Annotated in this window: 22 protein-coding genes and 1 pseudogene; 19 read left to right on the forward strand and 4 right to left on the reverse strand. The window is 58.9% G+C overall.

The window, feature by feature from the left end:
* Positions 1 to 207 precede the first annotated feature (207 nt).
* A complete protein-coding gene (locus CKW20_RS17190) occupies positions 208 to 1,569 on the forward strand; it encodes a cache domain-containing protein (RefSeq protein ID WP_095053993.1) in 1,362 nt (453 codons plus the stop codon).
* 33 nt (positions 1,570 to 1,602) lie between these two features.
* Entirely contained in the window at positions 1,603 to 2,235 is a 633-nt protein-coding gene (locus tag CKW20_RS17195) for a response regulator transcription factor (RefSeq protein WP_018925859.1), read from the forward strand.
* A 7-nt stretch (positions 2,236 to 2,242) separates the two neighbouring features.
* On the opposite strand, the gene CKW20_RS17200 is transcribed toward CKW20_RS17195, so the two are convergent.
* Positions 2,243 to 2,764, reverse strand: a complete 522-nt coding sequence (locus CKW20_RS17200) for a transporter suffix domain-containing protein (protein WP_095053994.1) — start codon at positions 2,762 to 2,764, stop codon at positions 2,243 to 2,245.
* Between the two features lie 292 nt (positions 2,765 to 3,056).
* On the opposite strand from CKW20_RS17200, the gene CKW20_RS17205 reads away from it, so the two are divergent.
* The 3 genes from CKW20_RS17205 to CKW20_RS17215 are packed head-to-tail and all read left to right on the forward strand — an operon-like array spanning position 3,057 to position 6,770.
* Entirely contained in the window at positions 3,057 to 4,589 is a 1,533-nt protein-coding gene (locus CKW20_RS17205; RefSeq protein ID WP_095053995.1) for an efflux transporter outer membrane subunit, read from the forward strand.
* Entirely contained in the window at positions 4,586 to 5,734 is a 1,149-nt protein-coding gene (locus CKW20_RS17210; protein ID WP_095053996.1) for an HlyD family secretion protein, read from the forward strand. Before CKW20_RS17205 ends, CKW20_RS17210 begins: the two co-directional genes overlap by 4 nt.
* Complete coding sequence (locus CKW20_RS17215) at positions 5,724 to 6,770, forward strand: DUF2955 domain-containing protein (protein ID WP_095053997.1); 1,047 nt, start codon at positions 5,724 to 5,726, stop codon at positions 6,768 to 6,770. Before CKW20_RS17210 ends, CKW20_RS17215 begins: the two co-directional genes overlap by 11 nt.
* On the opposite strand, the gene CKW20_RS17220 is transcribed toward CKW20_RS17215, so the two are convergent.
* Positions 6,764 to 7,678, reverse strand: coding sequence for a helix-turn-helix domain-containing protein (locus CKW20_RS17220; RefSeq protein ID WP_095053998.1), 915 nt, complete (start codon positions 7,676 to 7,678; stop codon positions 6,764 to 6,766). The genes CKW20_RS17215 and CKW20_RS17220 overlap by 7 nt on opposite strands.
* A 160-nt stretch (positions 7,679 to 7,838) precedes the next feature.
* Between CKW20_RS17220 and CKW20_RS17225 the strand changes: the two genes are divergently transcribed.
* The 7 genes from CKW20_RS17225 (at position 7,839) to CKW20_RS17255 (ending at position 15,347) form a co-directional block, all read left to right on the forward strand.
* Positions 7,839 to 9,197 (forward strand): glutamine synthetase family protein, encoded by a 1,359-nt coding sequence (locus CKW20_RS17225; RefSeq protein WP_095053999.1) that lies wholly within the window; start codon positions 7,839 to 7,841, stop codon positions 9,195 to 9,197.
* A 144-nt stretch (positions 9,198 to 9,341) separates the two neighbouring features.
* Positions 9,342 to 10,430, forward strand: a complete 1,089-nt coding sequence (locus tag CKW20_RS17230) for a polyamine ABC transporter substrate-binding protein (protein WP_095054000.1) — start codon at positions 9,342 to 9,344, stop codon at positions 10,428 to 10,430.
* Complete coding sequence (locus CKW20_RS17235; RefSeq protein WP_095054001.1) at positions 10,427 to 11,728, forward strand: FAD-binding oxidoreductase; 1,302 nt, start codon at positions 10,427 to 10,429, stop codon at positions 11,726 to 11,728. The genes CKW20_RS17230 and CKW20_RS17235 overlap by 4 nt, the downstream gene beginning before the upstream one ends.
* A 158-nt stretch (positions 11,729 to 11,886) precedes the next feature.
* A complete protein-coding gene (locus CKW20_RS17240; protein WP_095054002.1) occupies positions 11,887 to 12,483 on the forward strand; it encodes a paraquat-inducible protein A in 597 nt (198 codons plus the stop codon).
* Positions 12,480 to 13,136 carry a paraquat-inducible protein A gene (locus CKW20_RS17245; protein ID WP_095054003.1) on the forward strand — a complete coding sequence of 219 codons (657 nt, stop codon included), beginning with the start codon at positions 12,480 to 12,482 and terminating at the stop codon, positions 13,134 to 13,136. The genes CKW20_RS17240 and CKW20_RS17245 overlap by 4 nt, the downstream gene beginning before the upstream one ends.
* Positions 13,117 to 14,772, forward strand: coding sequence for an intermembrane transport protein PqiB (locus CKW20_RS17250; RefSeq protein WP_095054004.1), 1,656 nt, complete (start codon positions 13,117 to 13,119; stop codon positions 14,770 to 14,772). The genes CKW20_RS17245 and CKW20_RS17250 overlap by 20 nt, the downstream gene beginning before the upstream one ends.
* A gap of 17 nt (positions 14,773 to 14,789) precedes the next feature.
* Positions 14,790 to 15,347: a membrane integrity-associated transporter subunit PqiC gene (locus CKW20_RS17255; protein WP_095054005.1), complete on the forward strand. Its 558-nt coding sequence runs from the start codon at positions 14,790 to 14,792 to the stop codon at positions 15,345 to 15,347.
* A 19-nt stretch (positions 15,348 to 15,366) separates the two neighbouring features.
* On the opposite strand, the gene xerC is transcribed toward CKW20_RS17255, so the two are convergent.
* Positions 15,367 to 16,305, reverse strand: coding sequence for a tyrosine-type recombinase/integrase (gene xerC, locus CKW20_RS17260; protein ID WP_030131372.1), 939 nt, complete (start codon positions 16,303 to 16,305; stop codon positions 15,367 to 15,369).
* 137 nt (positions 16,306 to 16,442) lie between these two features.
* Here xerC and CKW20_RS29910 point away from each other — a divergent pair.
* The 4 genes and pseudogenes from CKW20_RS29910 to CKW20_RS17275 form a co-directional block, all read left to right on the forward strand.
* A pseudogene (locus tag CKW20_RS29910) lies at positions 16,443 to 16,614 on the forward strand (4-amino-4-deoxy-L-arabinose lipid A transferase); the annotation flags it as partial.
* Entirely contained in the window at positions 16,611 to 16,955 is a 345-nt protein-coding gene (gene arnE, locus CKW20_RS17265; RefSeq protein ID WP_095054006.1) for a 4-amino-4-deoxy-L-arabinose-phosphoundecaprenol flippase subunit ArnE, read from the forward strand. The pseudogene CKW20_RS29910 and the gene arnE, both read left to right, overlap by 4 nt.
* Entirely contained in the window at positions 16,952 to 17,356 is a 405-nt protein-coding gene (arnF, locus tag CKW20_RS17270) for a 4-amino-4-deoxy-L-arabinose-phosphoundecaprenol flippase subunit ArnF (protein ID WP_095054007.1), read from the forward strand. Before arnE ends, arnF begins: the two co-directional genes overlap by 4 nt.
* Positions 17,353 to 18,732: a UDP-glucose/GDP-mannose dehydrogenase family protein gene (locus tag CKW20_RS17275; RefSeq protein WP_095054008.1), complete on the forward strand. Its 1,380-nt coding sequence runs from the start codon at positions 17,353 to 17,355 to the stop codon at positions 18,730 to 18,732. Before arnF ends, CKW20_RS17275 begins: the two co-directional genes overlap by 4 nt.
* A gap of 331 nt (positions 18,733 to 19,063) precedes the next feature.
* Here the strand turns inward: CKW20_RS17275 and CKW20_RS17280 are convergent, their stop codons facing one another.
* Entirely contained in the window at positions 19,064 to 20,029 is a 966-nt protein-coding gene (locus CKW20_RS17280; RefSeq protein WP_095054009.1) for a LysR family transcriptional regulator, read from the reverse strand.
* Positions 20,030 to 20,325: 296 nt separating this feature from the next.
* Between CKW20_RS17280 and argH the strand changes: the two genes are divergently transcribed.
* From argH to CKW20_RS17295, 3 genes are all read left to right on the forward strand, one after another.
* Positions 20,326 to 21,753 carry an argininosuccinate lyase gene (gene argH / locus CKW20_RS17285; RefSeq protein WP_095054010.1) on the forward strand — a complete coding sequence of 476 codons (1,428 nt, stop codon included), beginning with the start codon at positions 20,326 to 20,328 and terminating at the stop codon, positions 21,751 to 21,753.
* Between the two features lie 150 nt (positions 21,754 to 21,903).
* Positions 21,904 to 22,782 carry an amino acid ABC transporter permease gene (locus CKW20_RS17290; protein WP_095054011.1) on the forward strand — a complete coding sequence of 293 codons (879 nt, stop codon included), beginning with the start codon at positions 21,904 to 21,906 and terminating at the stop codon, positions 22,780 to 22,782.
* 10 nt (positions 22,783 to 22,792) lie between these two features.
* Complete coding sequence (locus tag CKW20_RS17295; RefSeq protein WP_007900205.1) at positions 22,793 to 23,557, forward strand: amino acid ABC transporter ATP-binding protein; 765 nt, start codon at positions 22,793 to 22,795, stop codon at positions 23,555 to 23,557.
* The last annotated feature ends 28 nt before the right edge of the window (positions 23,558 to 23,585 follow it).

Raw genomic sequence — 23,585 nt, forward strand, 5'->3', positions numbered from 1 at the left:
CCGCGTTACTACGTACGTGGCATCTACGTAGTTCTACGTAGATGCCGCTGATCTCCTGTAGGAGCGAGCTTGCTCGCGAAGACGGCAGCACAGTCAACATAGACATCGCTGACACACCGCATTCGCGAGCAAGCTCGCTCCTACAGCGCGTATCTTTGGCATATGATGCCGGGCCTTCGCCTTCCCTCGGTCTGGCCAGGAGTAGAGATGCAGCTCAAACACAAAATCGTCGCGCTCGGGATTCTGCCGCTGGTGTTGGCGATCGCGGTCATTTGCGCGCTGGTGATTTCCCTGAACCGCCAACTGGGTGATCAACAGGCGCAGCTGATCGAAGACAGCATTCTGGCGAGCAAACGCGCAGAGCTGAAAAATTACGTCGAAATGGCGCAAAGCCTGATCGCACCGCTGTACGACGAAGGTCGGGGTGATCAGCGCGCGCAGCAACAAGTGCTGGAAGAACTGCGCAAGCTCAGCTTTGGCATCAATGGCTATTTTTTCGTCTACGACCACGAGGGTCGCAGTCTGATGCATGCGCGCCAGTCAGAGCTGGTGGGCAAATACCTGTGGGACATGACCGACCCTCACGGTTTACCAGTGATCCAGGCGTTGCTCAAAAGTGCGCAATCAGGCGAAGGCTTTCAACGTTACGCCTGGAACAAACCCTCTTCCGGCCAGGTGACCGACAAGCTTGCCTACGTGGTGATGCTGGACCGTTGGGGCTGGATGCTCGGCACCGGCATCTACCTTGAAGACGTTGAACGCGCCACCCAGCAAGCGCGTGCCGAGGTGGCTCAGGGCATCCGCAAAACCATGCTGGCGATTGCCGTGGTGGCCCTCGTGGCGGTGTTGTTTGTCTTCGCCAGCGGTATGACGCTGAACGTCAGCGAACATCGCCTGGCCGACAAAAAACTCCAGCGCCTGACTCAACGCATTGTCAGCCTGCAGGAGGAAGAACGATCCCGGGTTTCCCGAGAGCTACACGACGGCATCAGCCAGCTACTGGTGTCGATCAAGTTTCAGTTCGAACTGGCCAGCCATGTGCTGGAGAATGGACAAGACAAGGGATTGGGCATTTTAAGAGACGCCACGCAGCGTCTCGGAGACGCAATTGGCGAAGTTCGCAGCCTCTCTCATGATTTGCGTTCGTCGCTGCTCGATACCCTCGGCCTGCCAGCGGCAATCGGTCAACTCGCCGCAGAATTCGAGCAACGCAGCGGTCTGGTCGTGACCTTCAACGATAACGAATTCGACTGTCATTTGGTCGATGGCGCTGCTGTCTCGTTGTTTCGTATCGTGCAAGAAGGCCTGACCAATATCGAACGCCACGCACAGGCAAAACACGTCATTATTACCCTGCACGGCTCTGAAAAGTCCGTACGGTTGACGGTGGTCGATGACGGTATCGGTTTCAACGTCGCCCAGGTTGAACGTCGTCACGCCGGCATTGGCCTGCGCAATATTCGTGAACGTGTCGAGCATTTTGGCGGTCGATTCGACCTGACATCGATGCCGGGAAGAAGTGAGCTCGACGTGCTGCTGCCGATGAAGCTGCCCGGTACAGAACGCTGACTCACCCCATAACAATTAGAGTGAATGCCTGCGATGAACCTGCCCTACCCGATCCGCGTCGCCCTGGTCGACGATCACTCCCTGGTCCGTGACGGAATCAAATCGCTGCTGGCGGTCATGGCGCCGCTGGAAGTGGTGGGAGAAGCCGAGAATGGCGCCGATGCCATTGAAATGGTCGGCCGCTGCCAGCCGGATCTGTTGCTGGTCGATATCAGTCTGAAGGACATCAACGGCCTCGAGCTGACCCGGTTGTTACGCAGCCAGTACCCGTCGCTCAAAGTGCTGGTACTGAGCATGTACGACAACTATGAATACGTCAGTGAATCCGTTCGCTCGGGTGCCAGTGGCTATGTGCTGAAGAACGCGCCTTCACGGGAAATCATTGCGGCGATCGAAGCCATTGTCAGTGGTGGAACGTTCTACAGTGCCGAAATCGCGCAACGGCTCATCGCCGATAAAAGTACCGACAATGAGCTGACGCCGCGTGAAAGTCAGGTGCTGTATAAGATGGCCCAAGGTCTGAACAACAAGGAAATGGCTCGCGAACTGGATATCAGCGTCCGGACGGTAGAAACCCATCGCCTGAGCATCCGTCGCAAGCTCAACATCGACAAACCCGCGGCCCTCGTAAAGTACGCGATCGATCACGGGATCATTTCTCGTTAACCGCGATTCACACCGTACTCGTATTAACGACGCGTGCCGTGCGAATAAACAAGGCGCGTACCTTGTCCCAGAAATTGCCCCCCAGCACGAAAAAGCTGCCGATCAACATGGCATCGCCCAGCGCCTGGGCCTGCCACAGATTCGGTCTCAGCCCCGGCCAAAGAGTGTCTATGTAAGGTTCGAGAAATCCCGAGATCAGCGGCAGGCAAAACATCACGATGCCAATTTTGTGACGAGCCGGGCCTACTTCCTGGTCTGTCGGTGCAAGCGTGGAGACGTAACCAAACATGCTGCGCTTGAGTTGCTGAAAGCCGGATTTGCCCATGATCGCAATGGCGAGAATCAACAGAATCTTGTTACTGATAAACAACACGCCTGTCAGCGCCGCGATCTTTGAACCTGATACATCCGCAGCGGCAGCGAGAGGCACCATCAGCCAGGATCCCAGCATCAAACAGATAATCGCGATGCCCAGTTTGAAGCGCCAACCAGCGGAACTGGGTGCATTGTTGTCCTGAGGGTTGCTCATGGTCTTCTTAACCTTCTTTTCTGGCCGGGATTAATAGATCTTCAGAAGCGTAGCAGTTGGCCGATCCCATGATCATCCGACATCGCCTTGTATTTCTCCGGGCTGTACTAACCTAAGCGAAACCAAATCCTGTAGGAGCGAGGCTTGCCCGCGAAGAACGATGACGCGTAATACCTTAAAAACCGCGGTGCATTCTTCGCGGGCAAGCCTCGCTCCTACAGAATCTTGCCCAGGCATTCAATATTGGGGATGTTCGGATGACGTTTTCCCAAGATCTACTATCAGTGCAACGATGCTGACGCGCTCGGGTCGGCTGCTTCTGCTGGTCGCCCTTGGCCTTGGCGGCTGTGTCCGTCTGGGGCCGGATTTTCAGGCCCCAGGCGAGGCCTGGACAAAACTCTGGAGCAGCCCTGCGCTCGAGCAGGCCAGCCAACGAAGCCTGAATCCCGACCTTCGCCAGTGGTGGCAAGTGTTCGCCGACCCGGTCCTCGACGCGCTGATCGCCGAATCGGACGCTCACAATTCAGACCTGAAAATCGCCGGCCTTCGCGTCATGGAAGCCCGTGCCCGGTTGGGTATTGCGCAAAGCGGGCGCTATCCGCAACTGCAACAGGCCAGCGCCGACAGCCTGTACTTCAACCGCAAGCAGTCCGGCGGCAACAACCCGCAAGACAGCCACTTCTGGCAACACAGCGCGGGCTTTGACGTCGGTTGGGAACTGGACTTCTGGGGGCGTTTCAGTCGAGCCATCGAATCGTCCGATGCCAGTTACTTCGCGGCTCAAGCCAACTATGAAGACATACTTGTACTGCTGCGTGCTCAGGTGGCCGACACTTACTTTTCGTTGCGCACCACCGAAGCGCGTTTGCGCGTCGCCCGAGAAAACGCCGAGCAGCAAAAGCGCAACTTTGAAATCACTGAAAAATTGTTCAACAGTGGCCAGAGCGCCGAACTCGACCTGCAACAAGCCAAGACCCAGTACCTGGGCACCTTGAGCAGCATTCCGGATTTTGAGGCGCAAGTACTGCGCACCCGTAATGCCTTGGCTGTGCTGACCGGACAACCGCCCAGCGCCCTGCCCCAACTGCTCGAGAACCCGGGGTTGATCCCGCTGGTTGACCGAGCTGTGCTGCAAGACGTACCGGCCAGCCTGCTGTTGCGTCGACCGGATATACGTGCAGCCGAACTGAATGTCGCCGCCCAGTCGGCTCTGATCGGTGTGGCGGAAACCGACTTCTATCCGTCGCTGACCTTGCTGGGCAGCATCGTCTGGACGACCGACACGCTGAGCGGCACCTCCAACAGCCTGGACCTGATCGGCGGCCCCAGTTTGCGCTGGAACCTGTTTGACCACGGCCAGATCAGCAACAACGTGCGTGTACAGGATGCGCGGTTGCAGCAGCTGATCGAGGTGTATCGCGACAAAGTCCGCCAGGCCGCACGGGAGGCCGATGATGCCGCCAGCAGTTTGATCAAATCACTGGAACGCGAGCGCATCCTGGGTGAAGCGCAGATCGCGGCCAAGCGTTCGTTGAGCCTGGCCAGCACCCAATACCGGGAAGGTTACTCGGACTTCCAGCGCGTGCTGGATGCTCAACGCGCACTGCTCGAACAGCAGGACAATTACCTGGTCAGCCGCAGCAATGCCGTAAGTAACCTGATCGCTCTGTACAAAGCCCTTGGCGGTGGGTGGTACAGCGCCCAGCCGACAGTCGATAAAAACACTCGCCAGCAAATGGAACAACGCACCGATTGGGGCAACCTGCTGAAAGAGTCGGCCCCTTCGCAAGCCTCCTATCCCGAACCAGAAGGTCAAAGTCGATGACTGAACCCTCGCCGCCCGTCACTGAGGCGCCCTCCCCCAAGACGCCCGAGCCTGCTGCCGATCCTGCAAAGAAAGGCATCAGATGGGTGATGCTGCTGATTGTCCTGAGCCTGGCCTGGTATTTGTTGGCTGACCATTTCACCCCGTATACGCAACAGGCTCGGGTGGGTGCCTTTGTCATTCCGGTGGCCTCCGAAGTGGCCGGCCGGGTGACCCGTGTGAATGTGCGCAACAATCAGGACGTCAAGGCGGGCGATGTGCTGTTTGAAGTGGATCAGCAGCCCTATCAAATAGCCGTCGACCGTGCACGCGCGGACCTCGAATCGACACGCCGACAGATCGGTGCCAGCACCGCCGGTATTGCTTCGGCTCAAGCCAATTTGCGCGCCGCCCAGGCCAATGAACTCAAGGCGCGGCAGGACAATCAGCGTCTTGAAGGCTTGTACCGCGAAGACCCCGGCACCATTTCCGTGCGTCTGCTCGAAGTCTCTCGAGCCAGCCGTGAACAGGCCGTCAGTCAGGTCGCCGCAGCCCGTGCCGAAGTCCAGCGGGCCCGGGAACAGGAAGGCGGCAGCGAAGAAGACAACGCGCTGTTGCGTAGCGCCGCCACGGCATTGTCAAAAGCCGAACTGGACTTGTCCAACACGCAGATACGCGCACGGTCGGCGGGACTGATCACCGATCTGCGCACCGATGTCGGACAGTTCGCCGCCGCCGGCGGCCCGGTCATGACCCTGATTGCCATCCACGATGTATGGATCAGCGCGGACATGACCGAAAACAACCTCGGCCTGGTCGAGGTCGACACCCCTGTTTCGATTGTTCTGGATGCCATGCCGGGGAAGGTTTTCGAGGGCCGTGTGCGCAGTGTCGGCTACGGTGTCAGCGTCGGTCAGCCCACTGCACCCGGTAGCCTCCCCTCTGTGCAGAACAGCCGCGATTGGTTGCGCCCGGCCCAGCGTTTTCCGGTGATCATCGAGTTTTCCGAGGACTCCATGAACACGCTGCGCGACAGCCGCGCCATCCGAGCCATCCGTGCCGGTGGGCAGGCTGAAGTGATGGCGTTCCCTACCCAAGGCAATCCGCTGAACCTGCTTGGGCGTTTGTTTGTGTGGCTAATGAGCTGGCTGAGCTATGCCTATTAAGGGCGTGCCTGCCAAGCGCACGCCTCGGGTACAGCGCGCGCTACGTCTGGCCACAGGCACGGCGCTGTGCCTGGCCATCAGCTTCGGCCTGGGGTTGCCGATCCCGTTTCTCGCGCCGGTGCTCGCCGTGTTGCTGTTGGCCTCGCTCAATCGGCCTCTGCCCTTCAGGACCGGACTGATACTGGCTCTGGTCGCCATGCTGACTACCGGCATCGGCTTGTTGCTGATCCCTGTCCTGCGTTACTACCCCTTCAGTGGCGTGCTGCTGATCGGTGTGTGTCTGTTCCTGGCCTTTGGCTTTGGGTTGCGTGGTGGTAATAACTTGATCATGACCTTTCTGATCATCGGCCTGACCATGATTTCCTCGGCCGGTGTCGCCGAGTTCGATCTGGCGTTGATGGTCATCGGTGCCTTGGTCAAGAGTTTGATCCTTGTCGTCATCGTCTTGGCGTTCAGTCACTGGCTATTTCCCGACCCGCCCAATGCACCTTCCCCACCCGCGGCCGCCGCTCTATCGGCGCAGGAGGTGAGCAGGATTGCACTACGTGCCACCCTGATCGTGTTACCTGCGTTTCTGCTGGCGTTGATCGACCCGACCTATCTGCCGATCATTTTGAAAGCGGTCAGCCTTGGCCAACAAAGTTCGACGACAACGGCGCGCAACGCTGCTCATGAACTGGTCGGTTCGACCTTCATGGGGGGGCTATTGGCGATTGTGTTCTGGTGCGCGCTCAGCCTGTTTGTCCACCTGTGGATGTTCTTTCTGTGGATGCTCCTGTTCGGCTTACTGTTGGCACGCAAGCTCTATGCCCTGAGCCCGACCCGGCAAACCCCGGGGTTCTGGCTCAACAGTCTGGTCACGCTGATCATCCTGCTGGGTCAATCGGTTCAGGACAGCCTCGCCGGGAAGGACGTCTATACCGCCTTCGCCGTGCGCATGGGGCTGTTTATCCTCCTCACGCTCTATGCCTGCCTGATGGTTTATCTAATCGATCAGCGGCGGCGAAATCCAGGCGTCAGTCAACCCGATCACTGACACTCACTGTATTTGCGGGCCAGCGTTTGACTGGGAAGCTCCTGGAACAACGCTCGATAACTGCTGGAAAACCGTCCCAAATGCCAGAACGACCAATCCATCGCCACTTGCGCGACCGTCGTTTCCCCGGCCGTTCGCCTGAGCAACTCACGGCGCGCGCTGTTGAGCCGACGCAAGCGCAACCAATGCGTGGGTGTCATTGCGGTATACGCCTTGAATGCATGCTGCAACTGACGCAGCGAAACCCCGGCCACTTGGGACAGCTCCAGCAAATTGAGGGTCTCTTCCGGTGTATCGGCGGCCCATTCGGCGACGCGCTTCATGATCGTTCGCTCGTCCGCCCGGCGCTGCAAGCCTGCGCGATCAAGGCACACACAAGCGTTATCGAGAATGTACAAACAGTCCTCTAACAGCTGCTGGGTCAACGCCTCTTTGCTCGGCGGATCCAGCGTCTGCGTCAGCCGCGTCAACGTCCCGCTCAACCAGCGGCTGAACAGCGCGTTCTGGCCTGAATTGAGCGGCGACATGAACAAGCCTTCGAGCCGCGCCACGTCCAGGCGATGCCGCTGAACGAATTCCGGACCGAACACCACGGCGATTTCCTGGTAGTTCTCCGGGGTGATCCAGATGTTGCGGCTTTCACCGTTCAACACGTACAGCGAGTTGTCGTTGCGATCGAAACAGAACGCCAGCGCACCTTCCGGGGCACTGAAATTCTGCTCGACCCGGGTGTTCATCTGTTCCTCGTAAATCTCTACGCCTTGCAAATCCAGATAGCGCACCCGCCCGGCGAAATGCCCCGGGGACATCTGCTGATAGTGCTGCACCCAACCCGGTGTGGCGCGGATTTGCTCAGCCACGTCGGCGGTGTTGAAGGCTTGAACCTGTAACGGATTGCACGCTGTCATGGGGCGCCCTACGCACTCTTTTGGTGCGCTTTGTGCTGTTTAAAGTGGATAGATGGAACGGCAAGGCTCGCCCAAGATAGTCGTCAACGCGCCACAGGGGAAGTGTCCGGAGGATGAAGCCGCCCTCCCCGGCGTTAATCAAACCAACAACGAGGTCTTTATGAATGTCCCTTTCGATCAGCTGTTCACGTGGCTGAAAGATCACAAGATTACCGAGGTCGAGTGTGTGGTCAGCGACTTGACCGGCATCGCTCGCGGCAAGATTGCACCCACCAACAAATTCCTGCATGAGCGAGGCATGCGCCTGCCGGAAAGTGTGCTGTTGCAAACGGTAACCGGGGACTTTGTCGACGACGACATCTACTACGACCTGCTCGATCCGGCCGACATCGACATGGTCTGCAAGCCCGTTTCCGACGCGGTTTACGTCATTCCATGGGCCATCGAGCCGACCGCCATCGTGATCCACGACACGTTCGACAAGTTCGGCAATCCCATCGAACTGTCGCCACGCAACGTGCTGAAGAAAGTCCTGCAGCTCTACACCGACAAAGGCTGGCAGCCGATTGTCGCGCCGGAAATGGAGTTTTACCTGACCCAACGCTGCGAAGACCCGGACTTGCCGCTCAAGGCACCACTGGGACGCTCGGGCCGTGCGGAAAGCGGTCGTCAGTCGTTTTCCATTGACGCCGCCAACGAGTTCGACCCACTGTTTGAAGACGTCTACGACTGGTGCGAACTCCAGGGCCTGGACCTCGACACGCTGATCCACGAAGACGGCCCGGCGCAGATGGAAATTAACTTCCGTCACGGCGATGCGCTCGACCTGGCAGACCAGATCACCGTGTTCAAACGCACCCTGCGCGAAGCGGCACTCAAGCACAACGTCACCGCGACCTTCATGGCCAAACCCATCGGTGACGAACCCGGCAGCGCCATGCATATCCATCAAAGCGTGGTGGACATCGCCACCGGCCAGCCGATTTTCGCCGATGCCGACGGGCAAATGAGCGAGCTGTTCCTGCACCACATCGGCGGCTTGCAAAAGTACATTCCCAAAGTGCTGCCGATGTTCGCGCCCAACGTCAATTCGTTCCGCCGCTTCCTGCCCGACACCTCGGCGCCGGTCAACGTTGAATGGGGCGAAGAAAACCGCACCGTCGGCCTGCGCGTACCGACCTCCACCCCGGACGCCATGCGCGTGGAAAACCGCTTGCCGGGCGCCGATGCCAACCCTTATCTGGCAATTGCCGCGAGCCTGTTGTGCGGTTATCTGGGCATGGTCGAGAAGGTCGAACCGAGCGCCGCGGTGCAGGGCCGCGCCTACGAGCGGCGCAATCTGCGCCTGCCGATCACCATCGAGGACGCCCTGACGCGCATGGAAGAGTGCGAAACCATCGAGCGTTATCTGGGGAGCAAATTCGTCCGCGGTTACGTCGCGGTCAAGCGGGCCGAACACGAAAACTTCAAGCGCGTGATCAGCTCCTGGGAGCGGGAGTTCCTGCTGCTTAGTGTCTAGCACTCGATCGTTCCCATGCTCTGCGTGGGAACGCAGCCCGGGACGCTCTGCGTCCCAGAAGCGGACGCGGAGCGTCCGTTGAGGCATTCCCACGCAGAGCGTGGGAACGATCAACATCAAAAAACAATTAAAAGAGGTGTCGATATGCATCTATTGAAATCCGTGGTTCCGGTCTCGCTGGCCTTGCTGTTCAGCGCCACTGCACAAGCTCAGCCAAGTGTGAACGTCTACAACTGGACCGATTACATTGGCGAGACCACCCTCGTCGACTTCCAGGCGAAAACCGGGATCAAGGTGATCTACGACGTGTTCGATTCCAACGAAACCCTGGAGGGCAAACTGCTCGCCGGCCGCACGGGTTATGACGTGGTGGTGCCCTCCAACCATTTTCTCGCACGTCAGGTGAAGGCCGGCGCGTTCCTGAAACTGGATCGCTCGCAGTTGCCCAACTGGAAAAGCCTCGACCCGAAACTGCTGGCCTTGCTGGAAAAAAACGATCCGGGTAATGAACATTCGGTGCCGTACCTGTGGGGCACCAACGGTATTGGCTACAACGTCGACAAGGTCAAGCAGGTGCTGGGCATCGATCGCATCGATTCCTGGGCAGTGTTTTTCGAACCGGAGAACCTGAAGAAGCTCAGTCAGTGCGGCGTGTCGATGATGGATTCGGCGGATGAAGTGTTCCCGGCGGTCCTGAACTACATGGGCATGGACCCACTCAGCGAGAACCCCGAAGACTTTAAAAAAGCCGAGGCTAAACTGCTGACCCTCCGGCCTTACATCACCTATTTTCATTCGTCCAAGTACGTGTCGGACTTGGCCAATGGCGATATTTGCGTCGCGTTCGGCTATTCGGGCGATGTGTTCCAGGCCGCAAACCGGGCCAAGGAAGCGAAGAATGGCGTGAACATCGCCTACTCGATTCCCAAGGAAGGCAGCAACCTCTGGTTCGACTTGCTGGCGATTCCTGCCGACGCCAACAACCCGAAAGAGGCAAATACCTTCATCAACTACCTGCTGGACCCGCAAGTGATCGCCAAGGTCAGCGCCTCGGTCGGTTACGCCAATCCGAACCCGGCGGCCAAGCAATACATGGACCCGGAGCTGGTCAATAATCCAGAGGTCTATCCTCCTCAGGAAGTCCTCGACAAACTCTACATCTCAACCACCCCGCCTCAGGCGATCATGCGGCTGATGACCCGGTCCTGGAGCAAAGTGAAGTCCAACCAATGAACCAGTATGACAACGAACACGCTCATTCCTATTACGCCGCATCGGCCAAGGGCATGACACCCTACCCCACGTTGGACGCCGATCTTGAGGCCGATGTCTGCGTGGTGGGCGGCGGCTTTACCGGGGTCAATACCGCGATCGAACTGGCGCAACGCGGGCTCTCGGTGATTCTGCTCGAAGGCCGGCGAATCGGCTGGGGCGCCAGCGGGCGTAACGGCGGGCAGCTGATTCGCGGCATCGGCCATGACGTCAGCGGTTTCGCCCGATATGTCGGTCAGGACGGCGTTCGATATTTGGAGCGTGCGGGCATCGAATCAGTCGAACTGGTGGGCAATCGCATCCGCGAGCATGGGATCGATTGCGACCTGCGTTGGGGTTTCTGCGAACTCGCTAACACCCCGGCGCAGTTCGCGGCGTTCAAGGCTGAACTGCAAAGCCTCGCCGAACTGGGTTACGCCCATGAAACCCGACTTGTCGGCCCCGAGCAGATCCGCCAGCAAGTGGTGGGCTCCGATGTTTATGCCGGCGGCCTGATCGACATGGGTTCGGGGCATTTGCATCCGCTGAACCTGGTGCTTGGCGAAGCGCGCGTTGCCGAGTCCCTCGGGGTGCGAATATTCGAGCAAAGCCCGGTGCTGGAGTTGATTCACGGCAGCACCGTGCAGATTCGCTGTGCCGGCGGCACGGTACGCGCCGGCAGTCTGGTGCTGGCCTGCAACGCGCACCTGGAAGAACTCGAACCACACCTGAGCGGCAAGGTTTTACCGGCGGGCAGCTACATCATCGCCACCGAGCCTTTGGCTCCTGAGGTTGCCGCGCAATTGATCCCGCAGAACCTGGCGCTGTGCGACCAGAAAGTCGGCCTCGATTACTATCGGCTCTCGGCGGATCGACGCTTGTTGTTCGGCGGTGCCTGCCATTATTCCGGGCGCGATCCAGAGGATATCGGCGCTTATATGCGGCCAAAAATGCTCAAGGTCTTCCCGCAGTTGGCGGATGTGCGCATCGACTATCAATGGGGCGGCATGATCGGCATCACGGCCAACCGTTTCCCCCAGGCCGGGCGCTTGAGCCAGTACCCGAACGTATTCTACGCCCAGGGTTACTCCGGTCATGGCCTGAACGTGACCCATTGGTGCGCACGGCTGCTGGCCGAAGCGATTCATGCCGGACACAGCAAGGGGCTGGACGTTTTCAGCGCCGTGCCGCACATGACCTTCCCCGGTGGAAAAGTCCTGCGTTCACCACTGCTGGCCCTCGGCATGTTCTGGTATCGCCTGCGCGAGTTGCTCGGTTGAAAACCCTTACAGGAGCTGCCGCAAATTGTCCGGCTGACTACCTCCCCTCGTAGGAGCTCATTGCCTCCCCTTGATCAGTCTTTTAATTTGCTCAATCCCAAGTCACTTCTATATTGAGGGAGTGCTCTGACTTTCCTGTCTCCTGGCGAGTGCGGCCTATGGCTACGACTGACCAACTGATTATCTGCGAGCACTGCGACTGCGTGTATGAAAAAGTCACGCTCGCCAAACATCAAAAAGCCCTGTGCACATGCTGCGGCGGTGTGCTCCAGCGTTATAACGGACTGTCGGTGGAGCAGCGTCTGGCCTTGGCCTTCACGGCAACAATGCTGTGGATTTTCGCCAATTTCTATCCCGTCATGAGCATCAGCATGAAGGGCCTGAAAAACAGTGCGACGCTGTGGGATTCGGTATTGGCATTAAGCCAGGGACCTATCACTTTTATTGCGCTGGTGGCGGCGATATCCATCATCATTGCGCCGCTTTTTCAACTTGTGTTGCTGATCTGGGTCCTGAGCTTCGCCCTCGTGCATCGGCGCTCGCCCGGTTTCAAAGTGTGCATGCGCTGGCTGGAAACCCTCAGGCCCTGGAGCATGCTCGAGGTCTGTCTGCTGGCCGCCATGGTCGCGGTGTTCAAACTCGCCGGGTTGCTGGATGTCATACCCGGCATCGGCCTGTTTGCCCTGGCCGTTCTGAGTCTGCTGTTGATCCGCATCGCCGGGCGCGATGTGCGTGATTTGTGGGACGTCCTATGAACAGGCCACCACTCGCCAGCGAACTCAACCTGTGCCTGTGCCATAGCTGTGGCCTGGCCTGCGACATAACCGACAACCCTCACGAATGCCAACGTTGTGGCGCGCCATTGCATGCCCGTAAAGCCAACTCATTGACCCGGACATGGGCCTACCTGCTGGCCTCACTGGTGTTTTATATCCCGGCCAATCTGCTGCCGGTCATGAACACCAGTCTGTTCGGCAGCGGGTCCGACAGCACCATCATGAGCGGTGTGCTGGAGTTCTGGGCGCACGGTGCGTGGGATATTGCCCTGATCATTTTCATCGCCAGTATCGCGGTTCCGGGCATCAAGTTCGTTGCCCTTTCCCTGCTGCTGATCACGGTGCAACGCGGCAGCCTTTGGGCGCGCAAGGAGCGTTCGAAGCTTTATCGATTCGTCGAGCTGATCGGCTACTGGTCGATGCTCGATGTGATTGTGGTCGCGCTGGTCGCGGCGCTGGTGAAATTTCAGGCTCTGGGCGATATCGAACCACGCGTGGGCATTCTGTTTTTTGGTCTGGTGGTGGTGTTCACCATGCTGTCGGCAATGAGTTTCGACCCGCGACTGATCTGGGATAAGGCGCGGGACAACCCACCAAACGAGGAGCTCACGGATGAAATCGCAAGCCACTGATGGGCCGCAACCCCCCGGCCAGGCCAGTATCAAGACCCGTCGCTTCAGCGTTTCGCTGGTGTGGATCGTGCCGATTGTCGCAGTGCTCGTGGGGATTTCCCTGGTGGTGCACAGTTGGATGCAGGAAGGCCCGACCATCACCGTCACCTTCAAGACCGGCAGTGGCCTCACGGCCAACAAGACCGAGGTCAAGTATCGCAACGTGGTCATCGGCCATGTCTCGGACGTGAAACTGAGCAACGACCAGAAAAGCGTCAACGCCACGATCAAACTCGACAAACAGGCTGAGAGCTTCACCCGCGAAGATTCGCAATTCTGGGTCGTGCGCCCGCGTATTGGTGCCGGCGGCGTCTCGGGCATCGATACGCTGCTGTCGGGTGACTACATTGGCGCCGACATCGGTCAGGCCAATGCCCGTTCCAAACACTTCACGGGGCTGGAAAATCCGCCACCCATTACCTATGGCGAGCCGGGTAAACGCTTCATGCTGCACACTCAGGACCTCGGCTCGCTGGATATCGGCTCCCCCCTCTACTACCGCAAGATTCCGGTCGGGCAAGTGGTGGCGTATGCACTGGATGCCGATGGCAAAGGGGTGAACATCGAAGTCTTCGTGCATTCGCCCAATGACGTCTTTGTCACGGAGAACACCCGGTTCTGGAACGCCAGTGGTATCGATGTGAGCGTGGGTGCCAACGGTTTTGCGGTGAGTACCGAGTCCTTGTCGTCCTTGTTGGTGGGTGGCATTGCGTTTCGCGCACCGGAATACAGCCCCAACGATCAGCCAGCCAGCGAGAATAAAACCTTCGACCTGTTCGTCGATCAGCAAACCGCCCTCGCTCCCCCCCACGGTAAAGGGCAGTACTTGAGCCTGCGTTTCGATCAGGCCTTGCGCGGGCTCAAGATCGATGCGCCGGTGGAGTTCCTCGGCGTGGAATTCGGCAAAGTCGTGTCGATCAATCTGGATTTCGACGCGAAAAAACGCAGTTTTCCGCTCAATGTCGGCATCATGATCTACCCCCAACGACTCGGCCAGGCCCACGCCAAGATGCTTAAGGCCTTGAACCATGATCCCAATGATGAAGCCGCTGGCATAAGACTGATGGGCAGCTTCATCGAGAACGGCCTGCGGGCTCAGGCCCGTAGCGGCAATCTGTTGACCGGTCAGCTCTACATCGCGCTCGACTTCTACCCCAAAGCCGAGAAAGTCGTATTCGATCCGACCGCCCGTCCCGTCAGTGTGCCCACCATACCTGGCAGCCTCGAGCAGTTGCAGGAAAAACTCGAAGGCATGGTCAACAAGATCAATCAGCTGCCAATCGAGCGCATTGCCGGCAACCTCGACAGCAACCTCGTCGAGTTGCGTAAAGGCCTCGCGCAGTTCAACGCCAAAACGTTGCCTGGCGTGCAGACCACCCTGTCGGACGTCAGCAAAACGTTGCAATCAGCGAGTTCGACCCTCGCCGACGATTCGCCGCAACGGGAACAACTGAACGACACTCTCAACGAACTCGGGCGCATGTCGCGCTCGTTGCGTGAGCTCTCGGATTATCTGGGCCGGAACCCTGAATCGCTGATTCGCGGCCGTCCCGACAACGCCGCGCCGATAGACTTGCAGCCGCCACCGCGCAACTGACCACAGGAGCAACACCCATGGCTTTTTCGCTAAAGATCACGCTGGTCACCGCGTTGTTGTTGCTCACCGCGTGCAGCAGCGACCCGATTCGGTTCCACACCCTGACCCCGGCCCAACCGGGCGTCGCAAGCAGCAGCGGCGCGGAAATTCAGATCGAAGCGATCACCGTGCCGCCCCAGGTCGACCGCCCGCAGATCGTCATTCGTCAGGGCAACGCCGGCCTCGCAATTCTCGAAACAGAATGGTGGGGTGCGAGTCTGGTGGACGAACTACGCAGCGCCCTTGTCGATCAACTGGTCAACAATAACCTGCAACGCAGAGTGTCGTTGCGTCTGGACGTTCAGCGCTTTGATTCGATTCCCGGCCAATATGCGTTGATCGACGTCAGATGGCGCTTGCGCAGTCTCGGCAATGGCGATGCGGCACTGATCAGCTGTCGCAGCACGTTGCAGACTCCTTCGGGCCCGAACATCGACGATCTGGTGGTAGCCCATCAGAACAATGTGAAACGGTTAGCTGCCGCCATCAGTCAGACCGTAATGGGCGCTTCGCGGGGCTGTCCGTCAGCAAAATAGCGACAGCGGCATGACATCGTCAAAGATCAAAACGATCAACCGCCCGACGGCGTTCATTATCGTCGCGCACATCATAATTGGCGGTGGTCTGGATGTTGCTGTGGTGGGCCAGTTTCTGCGCGATCGACAGGTCGTGCTCTTCAATCACTCGGGTAATGAACGAACGCCGGAAATCGTGCGGCATGATTTTCACCCCGACCTGCGCACCGCGTTGCCGGGCGATGTAGTAGATCGCATGCTTGGTGATGCGCTCGCGGGTAATGTGGCTGCCACGGCGGATACGGTTGAACAGGAACGGGTCGTCCGTTTCGCCCTCCTTTAACTGCGAACGCCGCAACTCCAGCCACGCATCCAGTTTGGCGAAGGCCCAGGCCGGCGCGTACTTGATCAGCTGTTTGTTGCCCTTGGCGGTGACGCACAAGCTGCGCTCGGTGAAATCCACCTGGGCGAGATCGAGATTCACCGATTCCGATTTGCGCATCCCCGAACCGTACAGAATCCCGATGATGGCCGCGTCCCGTAGCCCTTGTGGCCGTGGGTCGGCGGCACACACCTCCATCAAGTCGCGAATCAAAGTGCGCTTGAGGTTGCGCCCCTGGGACAGTCGCGTACCGGCAATGCCTTTGACCGAGCGCATTTTCAGCAGGTGCTCCTGACTGATCAGGCTCATGCGCCACGCTTCGTTCATCACTCCACGTACCGCATTAACGTAGAGCGACGAGGTATTTGGCGCGTAGCCGTCTTCGCGCAAGGTCGCCACCAGTGCAACGACATCCTCGGGCTGCAGTTGATGCCAGGGAATCTCTTCGATGTTCATGTCTTCGAAGTCCAGACGGTCGGCGGCGTCCTGCAACACATAACGCATGGTCAACTGGCTGGATGGTGCCAGACGCGCCAGGTACAGGGTCAATGGGTTGGCTTTTGAAACGAGGGATTCAGTAGCAGGTAAGTCAATCAATGAAACGGGCCTTGAAATGAATAAATACGCAGGCTCCCGTCATCCATTGAGCCAGCCGGGCCGTCACGCTGCCGACCATGGACTGGAAAGTCAATGGTGGCTTCTTGGGTTGTCGGCGAAACCAGGCATCGCCAATACCGAACGTCTGCTTGACTGGAAACAACACGATAGACGAATTGAAACATGGCCTGGCCTATCCTGATTCAGCAACCGCGGCTGCTCGAAGCCCACCAGCGACTGCCCAAGGATGGCAAACGTTATGAACAAGGCAATCTGATGATGCTGATTTTGCCTCAGGAGGCCTCATGAGCCTGCTGCTCGTATTGGCTGCCTGCCTGCTGACCTGCCTGGGCCAGATCGCCCAGAAGTACGCCGTGGAAAGTTGGCGCGGCAAGGCGTCGACCTGGGGCGAGAAACTGCGCTCACCGTGGCTGTGGCTGGCACTCGCCGCTCTGGGATTGGGCTTGCTGGTCTGGCTGCTGGTGTTGCAGCGCCTCGAAGTCGGCGTCGCCTATCCCATGCTCAGTCTGAATTTCGTGTTGATCACACTGGTCGCGCGCTTCGTCTTCCACGAAACCATCGACCGCCGTCACTGGCTGGGCGTGGCGCTGGTGATCGCCGGCGTGGCGTTGCTGGGGCAACACGCATGAGCCTGCATCGCGGACTCGCCTTCGCCCTGATCAGCGTATTGCTGGGCAGCGCCGCACAGCTTGGCATGCGCTGGAGCATGACCCGCTTGCCCCATCCCGAACAATTGATATCCGCCTTGAGTAACGGCAGCGTCGATGTGTCCGCCGTGGCCGTCGTGCTGGCCGCCATCCTCGCCTATGCCGTGTCGATGTTCACCTGGCTCGCCGCCCTGCGGGATTTGCCCCTGGGTCGGGCCTATTCGCTGCTGAGCATCAGCTATGCGCTGGTGTACGTGCTGGCCGCCAGCCTGCCGCTGTTCAACGAAGCCTTCAGTCTTTCGAAAACACTTGGGGTGGCGCTGGTCATCCTTGGTGTCATCACGATCAATGCTCACGCGCCCCCTCTCAGGAGAGCTCCATGAAAATCAGTGTATTTGGCAGCGGTTATGTTGGCTTGGTGCAAGCCGCTGTCCTGGCTGAAGTTGGCCACGACGTGGTGTGCATGGACATTGACGAGAACAAAGTCGCGTTGCTGCAACAAGGCCACGTCAGTATCTTCGAGCCGGGGCTGGCCAGTCTGGTGCGCGAAAGCCTGGAAGCCAGACGGCTGCAGTTCACTACGGACGAAAAATTCGCGGTGCAGCACGGCCAGGTGTTGTTCATCGCCGTCGGCACGCCTTCGCGGGATGATGGTTCGGCGGACCTGAAATACGTGCTGTCGGTGGGTGAAGCAGTGGCGCGTCACCGTGAACAACCGGTGATTCTGGTGGAGAAATCCACGGTGCCGGTGGGCACGGGCGATACGCTGCGCGCGCATATCGAAAAGTGCCTGCTCAAGGTCGGTCGGCTGTTGCAGTTCGATATTGTCTCCAACCCCGAGTTTCTCAAGGAAGGTTCGGCCGTGGCCGATTGCCGGCGCCCGGACCGCATCGTGATTGGCTGTGAACGCGATGACGTACGCGACGTGATGCGCGACCTTTACTCGCCGTTCAACCGCAACCATGACCGCATCATGTTCATGGACCTGCGCAGCGCCGAGCTGACCAAATACGCCGCCAACTGCATGCTGGCGACCAAGATCAGTTTCATCAACCAGATCGCCGAGCTGGCCGAACATTTGGGCGCCGATATCGAATCGGTGCGACTGGGCATCGGTGCCGATTCGCGCATCGGTTACCACTTCATCTATCCCGGCTGCGGATACGGTGGCTCGTGCTTCCCCAAGGACATGCGCGCGCTGATTCACAGTGCCGAACAGGCCCATTGCTCCAGCGACCTGCTGCAAGCGGTGGAAGCCATCAACCAGCGGCAGAAACACAAACTGTTCGAACGCATCAACGCCTTCTACCAAGGCGATTTGCGCGGCAGGACCTTCGCCGTGTGGGGCCTGGCCTTCAAGCCCAACACCGACGACATGCGCGATGCGCCGAGCCGGGTGCTGCTGGAGTCGCTATGGGCCGCCGGGGCCCATGTGCGAGCGTTCGACCCGGAAGCGATGCAGGAAACCCAACACCTTTACCCCGACGAATCGAAACTGATGCTCATGGGCACGCCGGAATCGGTGCTCGCGGGGGCCGACGCGCTGATCATCTGCACCGAATGGCAGCAGTTCAAGGCGCCTGACTTCAACCTGATCCAGCAACGTTTGAATGCACCGGTGATCTTCGACGGGCGCAACCTGTACGACGCCGAACGCCTGGCCCGCAGCGGCTTCCTGTACTTTCCGATGGGCCGCGGTGAATCGCGCAACCTGCCGATTCCCCATCAGCAATGGCCAGCAGCCTCGGTCGTGGCGTGACGCGCCGCTAGCTGCCGAAGGCCGCGATCTTTCGCGGCCTTGAAGTTGCTGAAGATCAAGATCAAAAGATCGCAGCCTGCGGCAGCTCCTACATAAAGCTCGGTGTACGCAGGCCTATAGCAGTTACCGAAGGCTACGTCGCCGGTATTTCGATCAAACGATTATCTGGCGCCGCACCACGCCCTTGTAGGAGCTGCCGAAGGCTGCGATCTTTTGGCGGCTTCGAAGTTGCCGAAGATCAAGATCAAAAGATCGCCGTCTGCGGCAGCTCCTACATAGAAGTATTGTCTGTTGGTTATTGTTAGCCATGCTTGAACACTTACGCTTGACGTCAAACCGGCGCCTTCAAATCCACCCCTAGCGCCTGGGCAAACGCCTTTACCAGCGGACTGCGCACGGTGTTGTGGCGCAGGATCAGATTGAACGGCGTGACGATGTTGATCAGGTCCGGACGCACTGCCCGAAACTGTCCCTGAGCCACCAAAGTTGCTGCGTAATGCTCGGGCAGAAAACCCACAAAACGGCCGGTCTTGACCAGCAGCGCCACGGCTTCCACTTGAGTCGCCGAGGCGGAAAAACTGTCATAGCGGGCAAAATCCAGTTTGTCCCGATGGATCGCATAGCGGTGGTTGATGCACTCGTAATCCAGCAGCACATTGCTGCCCATCTCCGTCTCCGCCATCGAGAACAGTGGATGGCCGACGGCGCAATACACGTACGAGCGTTCTTCATAAAGCGGGAAGTAATCGAACTCTTCCCTTTTCTGATAAACCGGCACGATCCCGGCCACTAAACGCCCTTCGACTACGCCTCTTTCCACCTCATCTAACTGAGACGCCTGAAGTTGAAACCTTACTTTCGGCGACACTTCATTTATCTTTCTAAGCGCCGCAACTAACGGCGAATTATCGTCGGTGATCGTATTATCAATAACGCCCACCCCAAGGTCGCCAATAAGTTCGTTCTGCGCTGAACTAAGCCGATCACGAAAGTTATCGACCGAGGCAAATAAATCGATTGACGCCTGGTACACCAAACGCCCTTCTTCGGTCAGGTGAAAACCTTCCCGTCCTCGGGTGCACAGGCGCATACCGATGCGAATCTCCAGGTCGGAGATTTGTTTGCTGATGGCCGCCAGGCCCACATTCAGCTCATTTTGCGCTGCGCTGAAGCCGCCGGCCTCGACCACAGCCTTGAACACTTTGAGCAGTTTGAAGTCCAGACCACTGAGGGCCAGCGGAGCCCGATGCACCGTTTTTGGCGGCGGGTTTCCGGAATTGGAAAGTGGGGTTTCCATAATGCTTATTTACCTCTGGCGCCCTATTCAACAATCTGTGTCCAACAACAAAAACATAGCCGACCAATAATAATGAACACAGAAAACAAGGCTTGGCAACCGTTAATAAATCCCGCAGATCAGTGCCAACTCACTGATTTCGAACTATTAAAAGCTGACACTTCGATCAGCTCTCGCAACGATGCAACTGCCCTCTTGAAAACTGCTTTGGCCTAACCACGCCCAATTGATTTGCGGCGGGTGCTTCGGGCTCGGCACATCGATTTCAGTTCGCTTTACCGACGAGGAAAACAACAATGTCTCAAACCACCGACCGTCTCTGGGGTGCCCGCTTCAAGAGCGGCCCGTCCGAAGCCCTGGCGGCCCTGTCCCGTTGCCCCGAGCGCTACTTTCGCCTCACCCCGTATGACCTCGCCGGTTCCAAGGCGCATGCCCGGGAATTGCAGCGCGCAGGGCTGTTGAGCGAGCAGGAAGCCCAGACCATGCTCGACGCCCTGGAGCGTATCGGTGATGACTTCCGTGCCGGCAGCATCGCGCCGACGCTGGACGACGAAGACGTCCACACCTTCATCGAACGCCTGCTGACCGAACGCCTCGGCGCACTGGGCGGCAAGCTGCGCGCCGGCCGCTCGCGCAACGACCAGACCGCCAACGACCTGCGCCTGTTCCTGCGTGATCACGTGCGTACCCTGGCTGTCGAAGTGCTGGCGTTGCAACAAGCGCTGGTGGATCAGGCCGAGCAACACATCGAGAGCATCTGCCCGGGTTTCACTCATCTGCAACAGGCCCAGCCGATCGTCTTCGCTCACCACTTGCTGGCCCACGCCCAGTCGATGCTGCGCGACGTGCAGCGTCTGGTGGATTGGGACGTGCGCACCTCGCTGTCGCCACTCGGCGCGGCGGCCATGGCCGGTTCCGCCATTGCTCGCCTGCCGCAGCAGTCGGCCAAGGAAATGGGCTACAGCGGTGTTTGCGAAAACTCCATCGACGCCGTGGCCAGCCGCGATCACGTTGCCGAGTTCCTGTTTATCGCCAGCATGCTGGGGATCAACATTTCCCGCCTCGCCGAAGAATTCTGCCTGTGGTCGTCGCGGCAATTTCGCTGGGTGGCGCTGGACGATGCCTACGCCACCGGCAGTTCGATCATGCCGCAGAAGAAAAACCCCGACATCGCCGAACTGGCCCGGGGCAAGGCTGGCCGCCTGATCGGTAACCTGACGGGTTTGCTGTCGACCCTCAAATCCCTGCCGCTGTCGTACAACCGCGACTTGAGTGAAGACAAGAACGGCGTGCTCGACAGCGTCGACACCTTGTTGCTGGTGCTGCCGGCCATGGCCGGAATGGTCGCGACCATGAAGGTCAACGTCGAAGAACTGCGTCGTCAGGCACCGCTGGGCTTCACCCTCGCCACCGAAGTGGCCGACTGGCTGGCGGTGCGCGGCGTGCCATTCAAGGAAGCACACGAAATCACCGGCGCACTGGTCCAGGCCTGCGAGAAGCACGACATCGAATTGTGGGAAGCGTCCCCGGCGCTGCTGGCCGAGATCGATCCACGTCTCACGCCTGAAGTGCGCGACAGCCTGACCCTTGAAGCCGCCATCGCCGCCCGCAGTGGCTGGGGCGGCACCGCACCGCAACAAGTGCGCGAGCAGATCGGCCGACTGAAGACTGCCCTCGCAGCCCAGCAGCAATGGACCGAGAACTATCAGGGTTTCCGTCTCTGATTCACGGCGAACTCCTGTAGGAGCGAAGCTTGCTCGCGAAGGCAGTGGGTCAGTCAACACTGATTACAACTGACCCACCGCCTTCGCGAGCAAGCTTCACTCCTACAGGGACTGTGCATGACTTGAAATACCAGCGTACGGAGAAACAACATGAGCCAGACTCAGGCAGAACGACTCCAGGCGGAGCGCAAACTGGCGGAAAACCAGTTCGATATCACCCAGTACCAGCATGTGCCACGGCGTTACTACGGGCGGATTTTCTTCGCCACGGTGATCGTGATTGCGATTGTCGGCCTGGTGCGGGCCTTCGCCGAGGGCAAGATCGAATGGTCGTACATCGGCCAGTTCCTCACCTCTCAGGCAATTATGTGGGGCCTGGTCAACACCATCGTCATGGCGGTGCTGGCGATGGCGCTGGGCATCGTGTTCGGGGTAATCACGGCGATCATGCGCATGTCGGCCAACCCGATCCTGCGCTACGTAGCGCTTATCTACACCTGGCTGTTCCGCGGTACGCCGCTGATTTTGCAGCTGCTGCTGTGGTTCAACCTGGCGCTGATTTTCCCCACCATCGGCATTCCCGGTCTGTTCGAAATGGACACCGTGAGCCTGATGACGCCCTTCGTGGCCGCCCTCCTCGGCTTGAGCATCAACCAGGGCGCCTACACCGCCGAAGTGGTGCGCGCCGGCCTGCTCTCGGTGGACACCGGGCAGTACGAAGCCGCCAAGTCGATCGGCATGCCGCGCTTGCAAGCATTGCGCCGGATCATCCTGCCCCAAGCCATGCGGATCATCATTCCTCCGGTGGGCAACGAGTTCATCGGCATGGTGAAAATGACTTCCCTGGCGAGTGTCATTCAGTACTCGGAACTGCTCTACAACGCCCAGAACATCTACTACGCCAACGCCCGCGTGATGGAGCTGCTGATCGTCGCCGGTATCTGGTACCTGGCCACCGTCACTGTTCTGTCCTTTGGTCAAAGTCGTCTGGAGCGTCGTTTCGCTCGCGGCGCCGGCAAGCGTTCTTGAGGAGTTCAACATGAGAAGCATCGTCAAGGCCGTGAGCCTGAACAAGTACTACGACCATTTCCACGCGCTCAAGGACATCAACATCGAGGTCGAGCAAGGCGAAGTGCTGTGCATCATCGGCCCGTCCGGCTCCGGCAAAAGCACCCTGCTGCGCTGCGTGAATCAGCTGGAAAAAATCGACAAGGGCGGGCTGTGGGTCGACGGCGAACTGGTGGGTTACCGCATCGTCGGCAACAAACTGCACGAACTCAACGAGTCGCAGATCGCCCGTCAGCGCCTGGCCACTGGCATGGTGTTCCAGCGTTTCAACCTGTTCCCGCACATGACTGTGCTGCAAAACATCATCGAAGGGCCATGCCAGGTGCTCAAGCGTTCGCCCAAAGAAGCGCACGAAGAAGCCTTGGAATTGCTCGCTCGCGTCGGCCTGGCCGACAAGCGCAACAGCTACCCGATCGAACTGTCGGGCGGTCAGCAACAACGGGTGGCGATTGCCCGCGCGTTGGCCATGCGCCCCAAGCTGATGCTGTTCGATGAACCCACTTCGGCACTCGACCCGGAACTGGTCGGTGAGGTGCTGTCGGTGATGCGCGATCTGGCGCAGACCGGCATGACCATGATCGTCGTCACCCATGAACTGGGCTTCGCTCGCGAGGTTTCCAACCGCATGGTGTTCATGGACGAGGGACAGATCGTGGAGGCTGGAAGCCCCGAAGAAATACTAATAAGTCCACAAAACCCACGCACCCAAAGCTTCATTTCTGCCGTTCGAACCTAAGCGCTAGCCTCGGAAACCAAGAGCTGCG

Source organism: Pseudomonas sp. Irchel s3b2 (assembly GCF_900187445.1).
Classification (GTDB): Bacteria; Pseudomonadota; Gammaproteobacteria; order Pseudomonadales; family Pseudomonadaceae; genus Aquipseudomonas.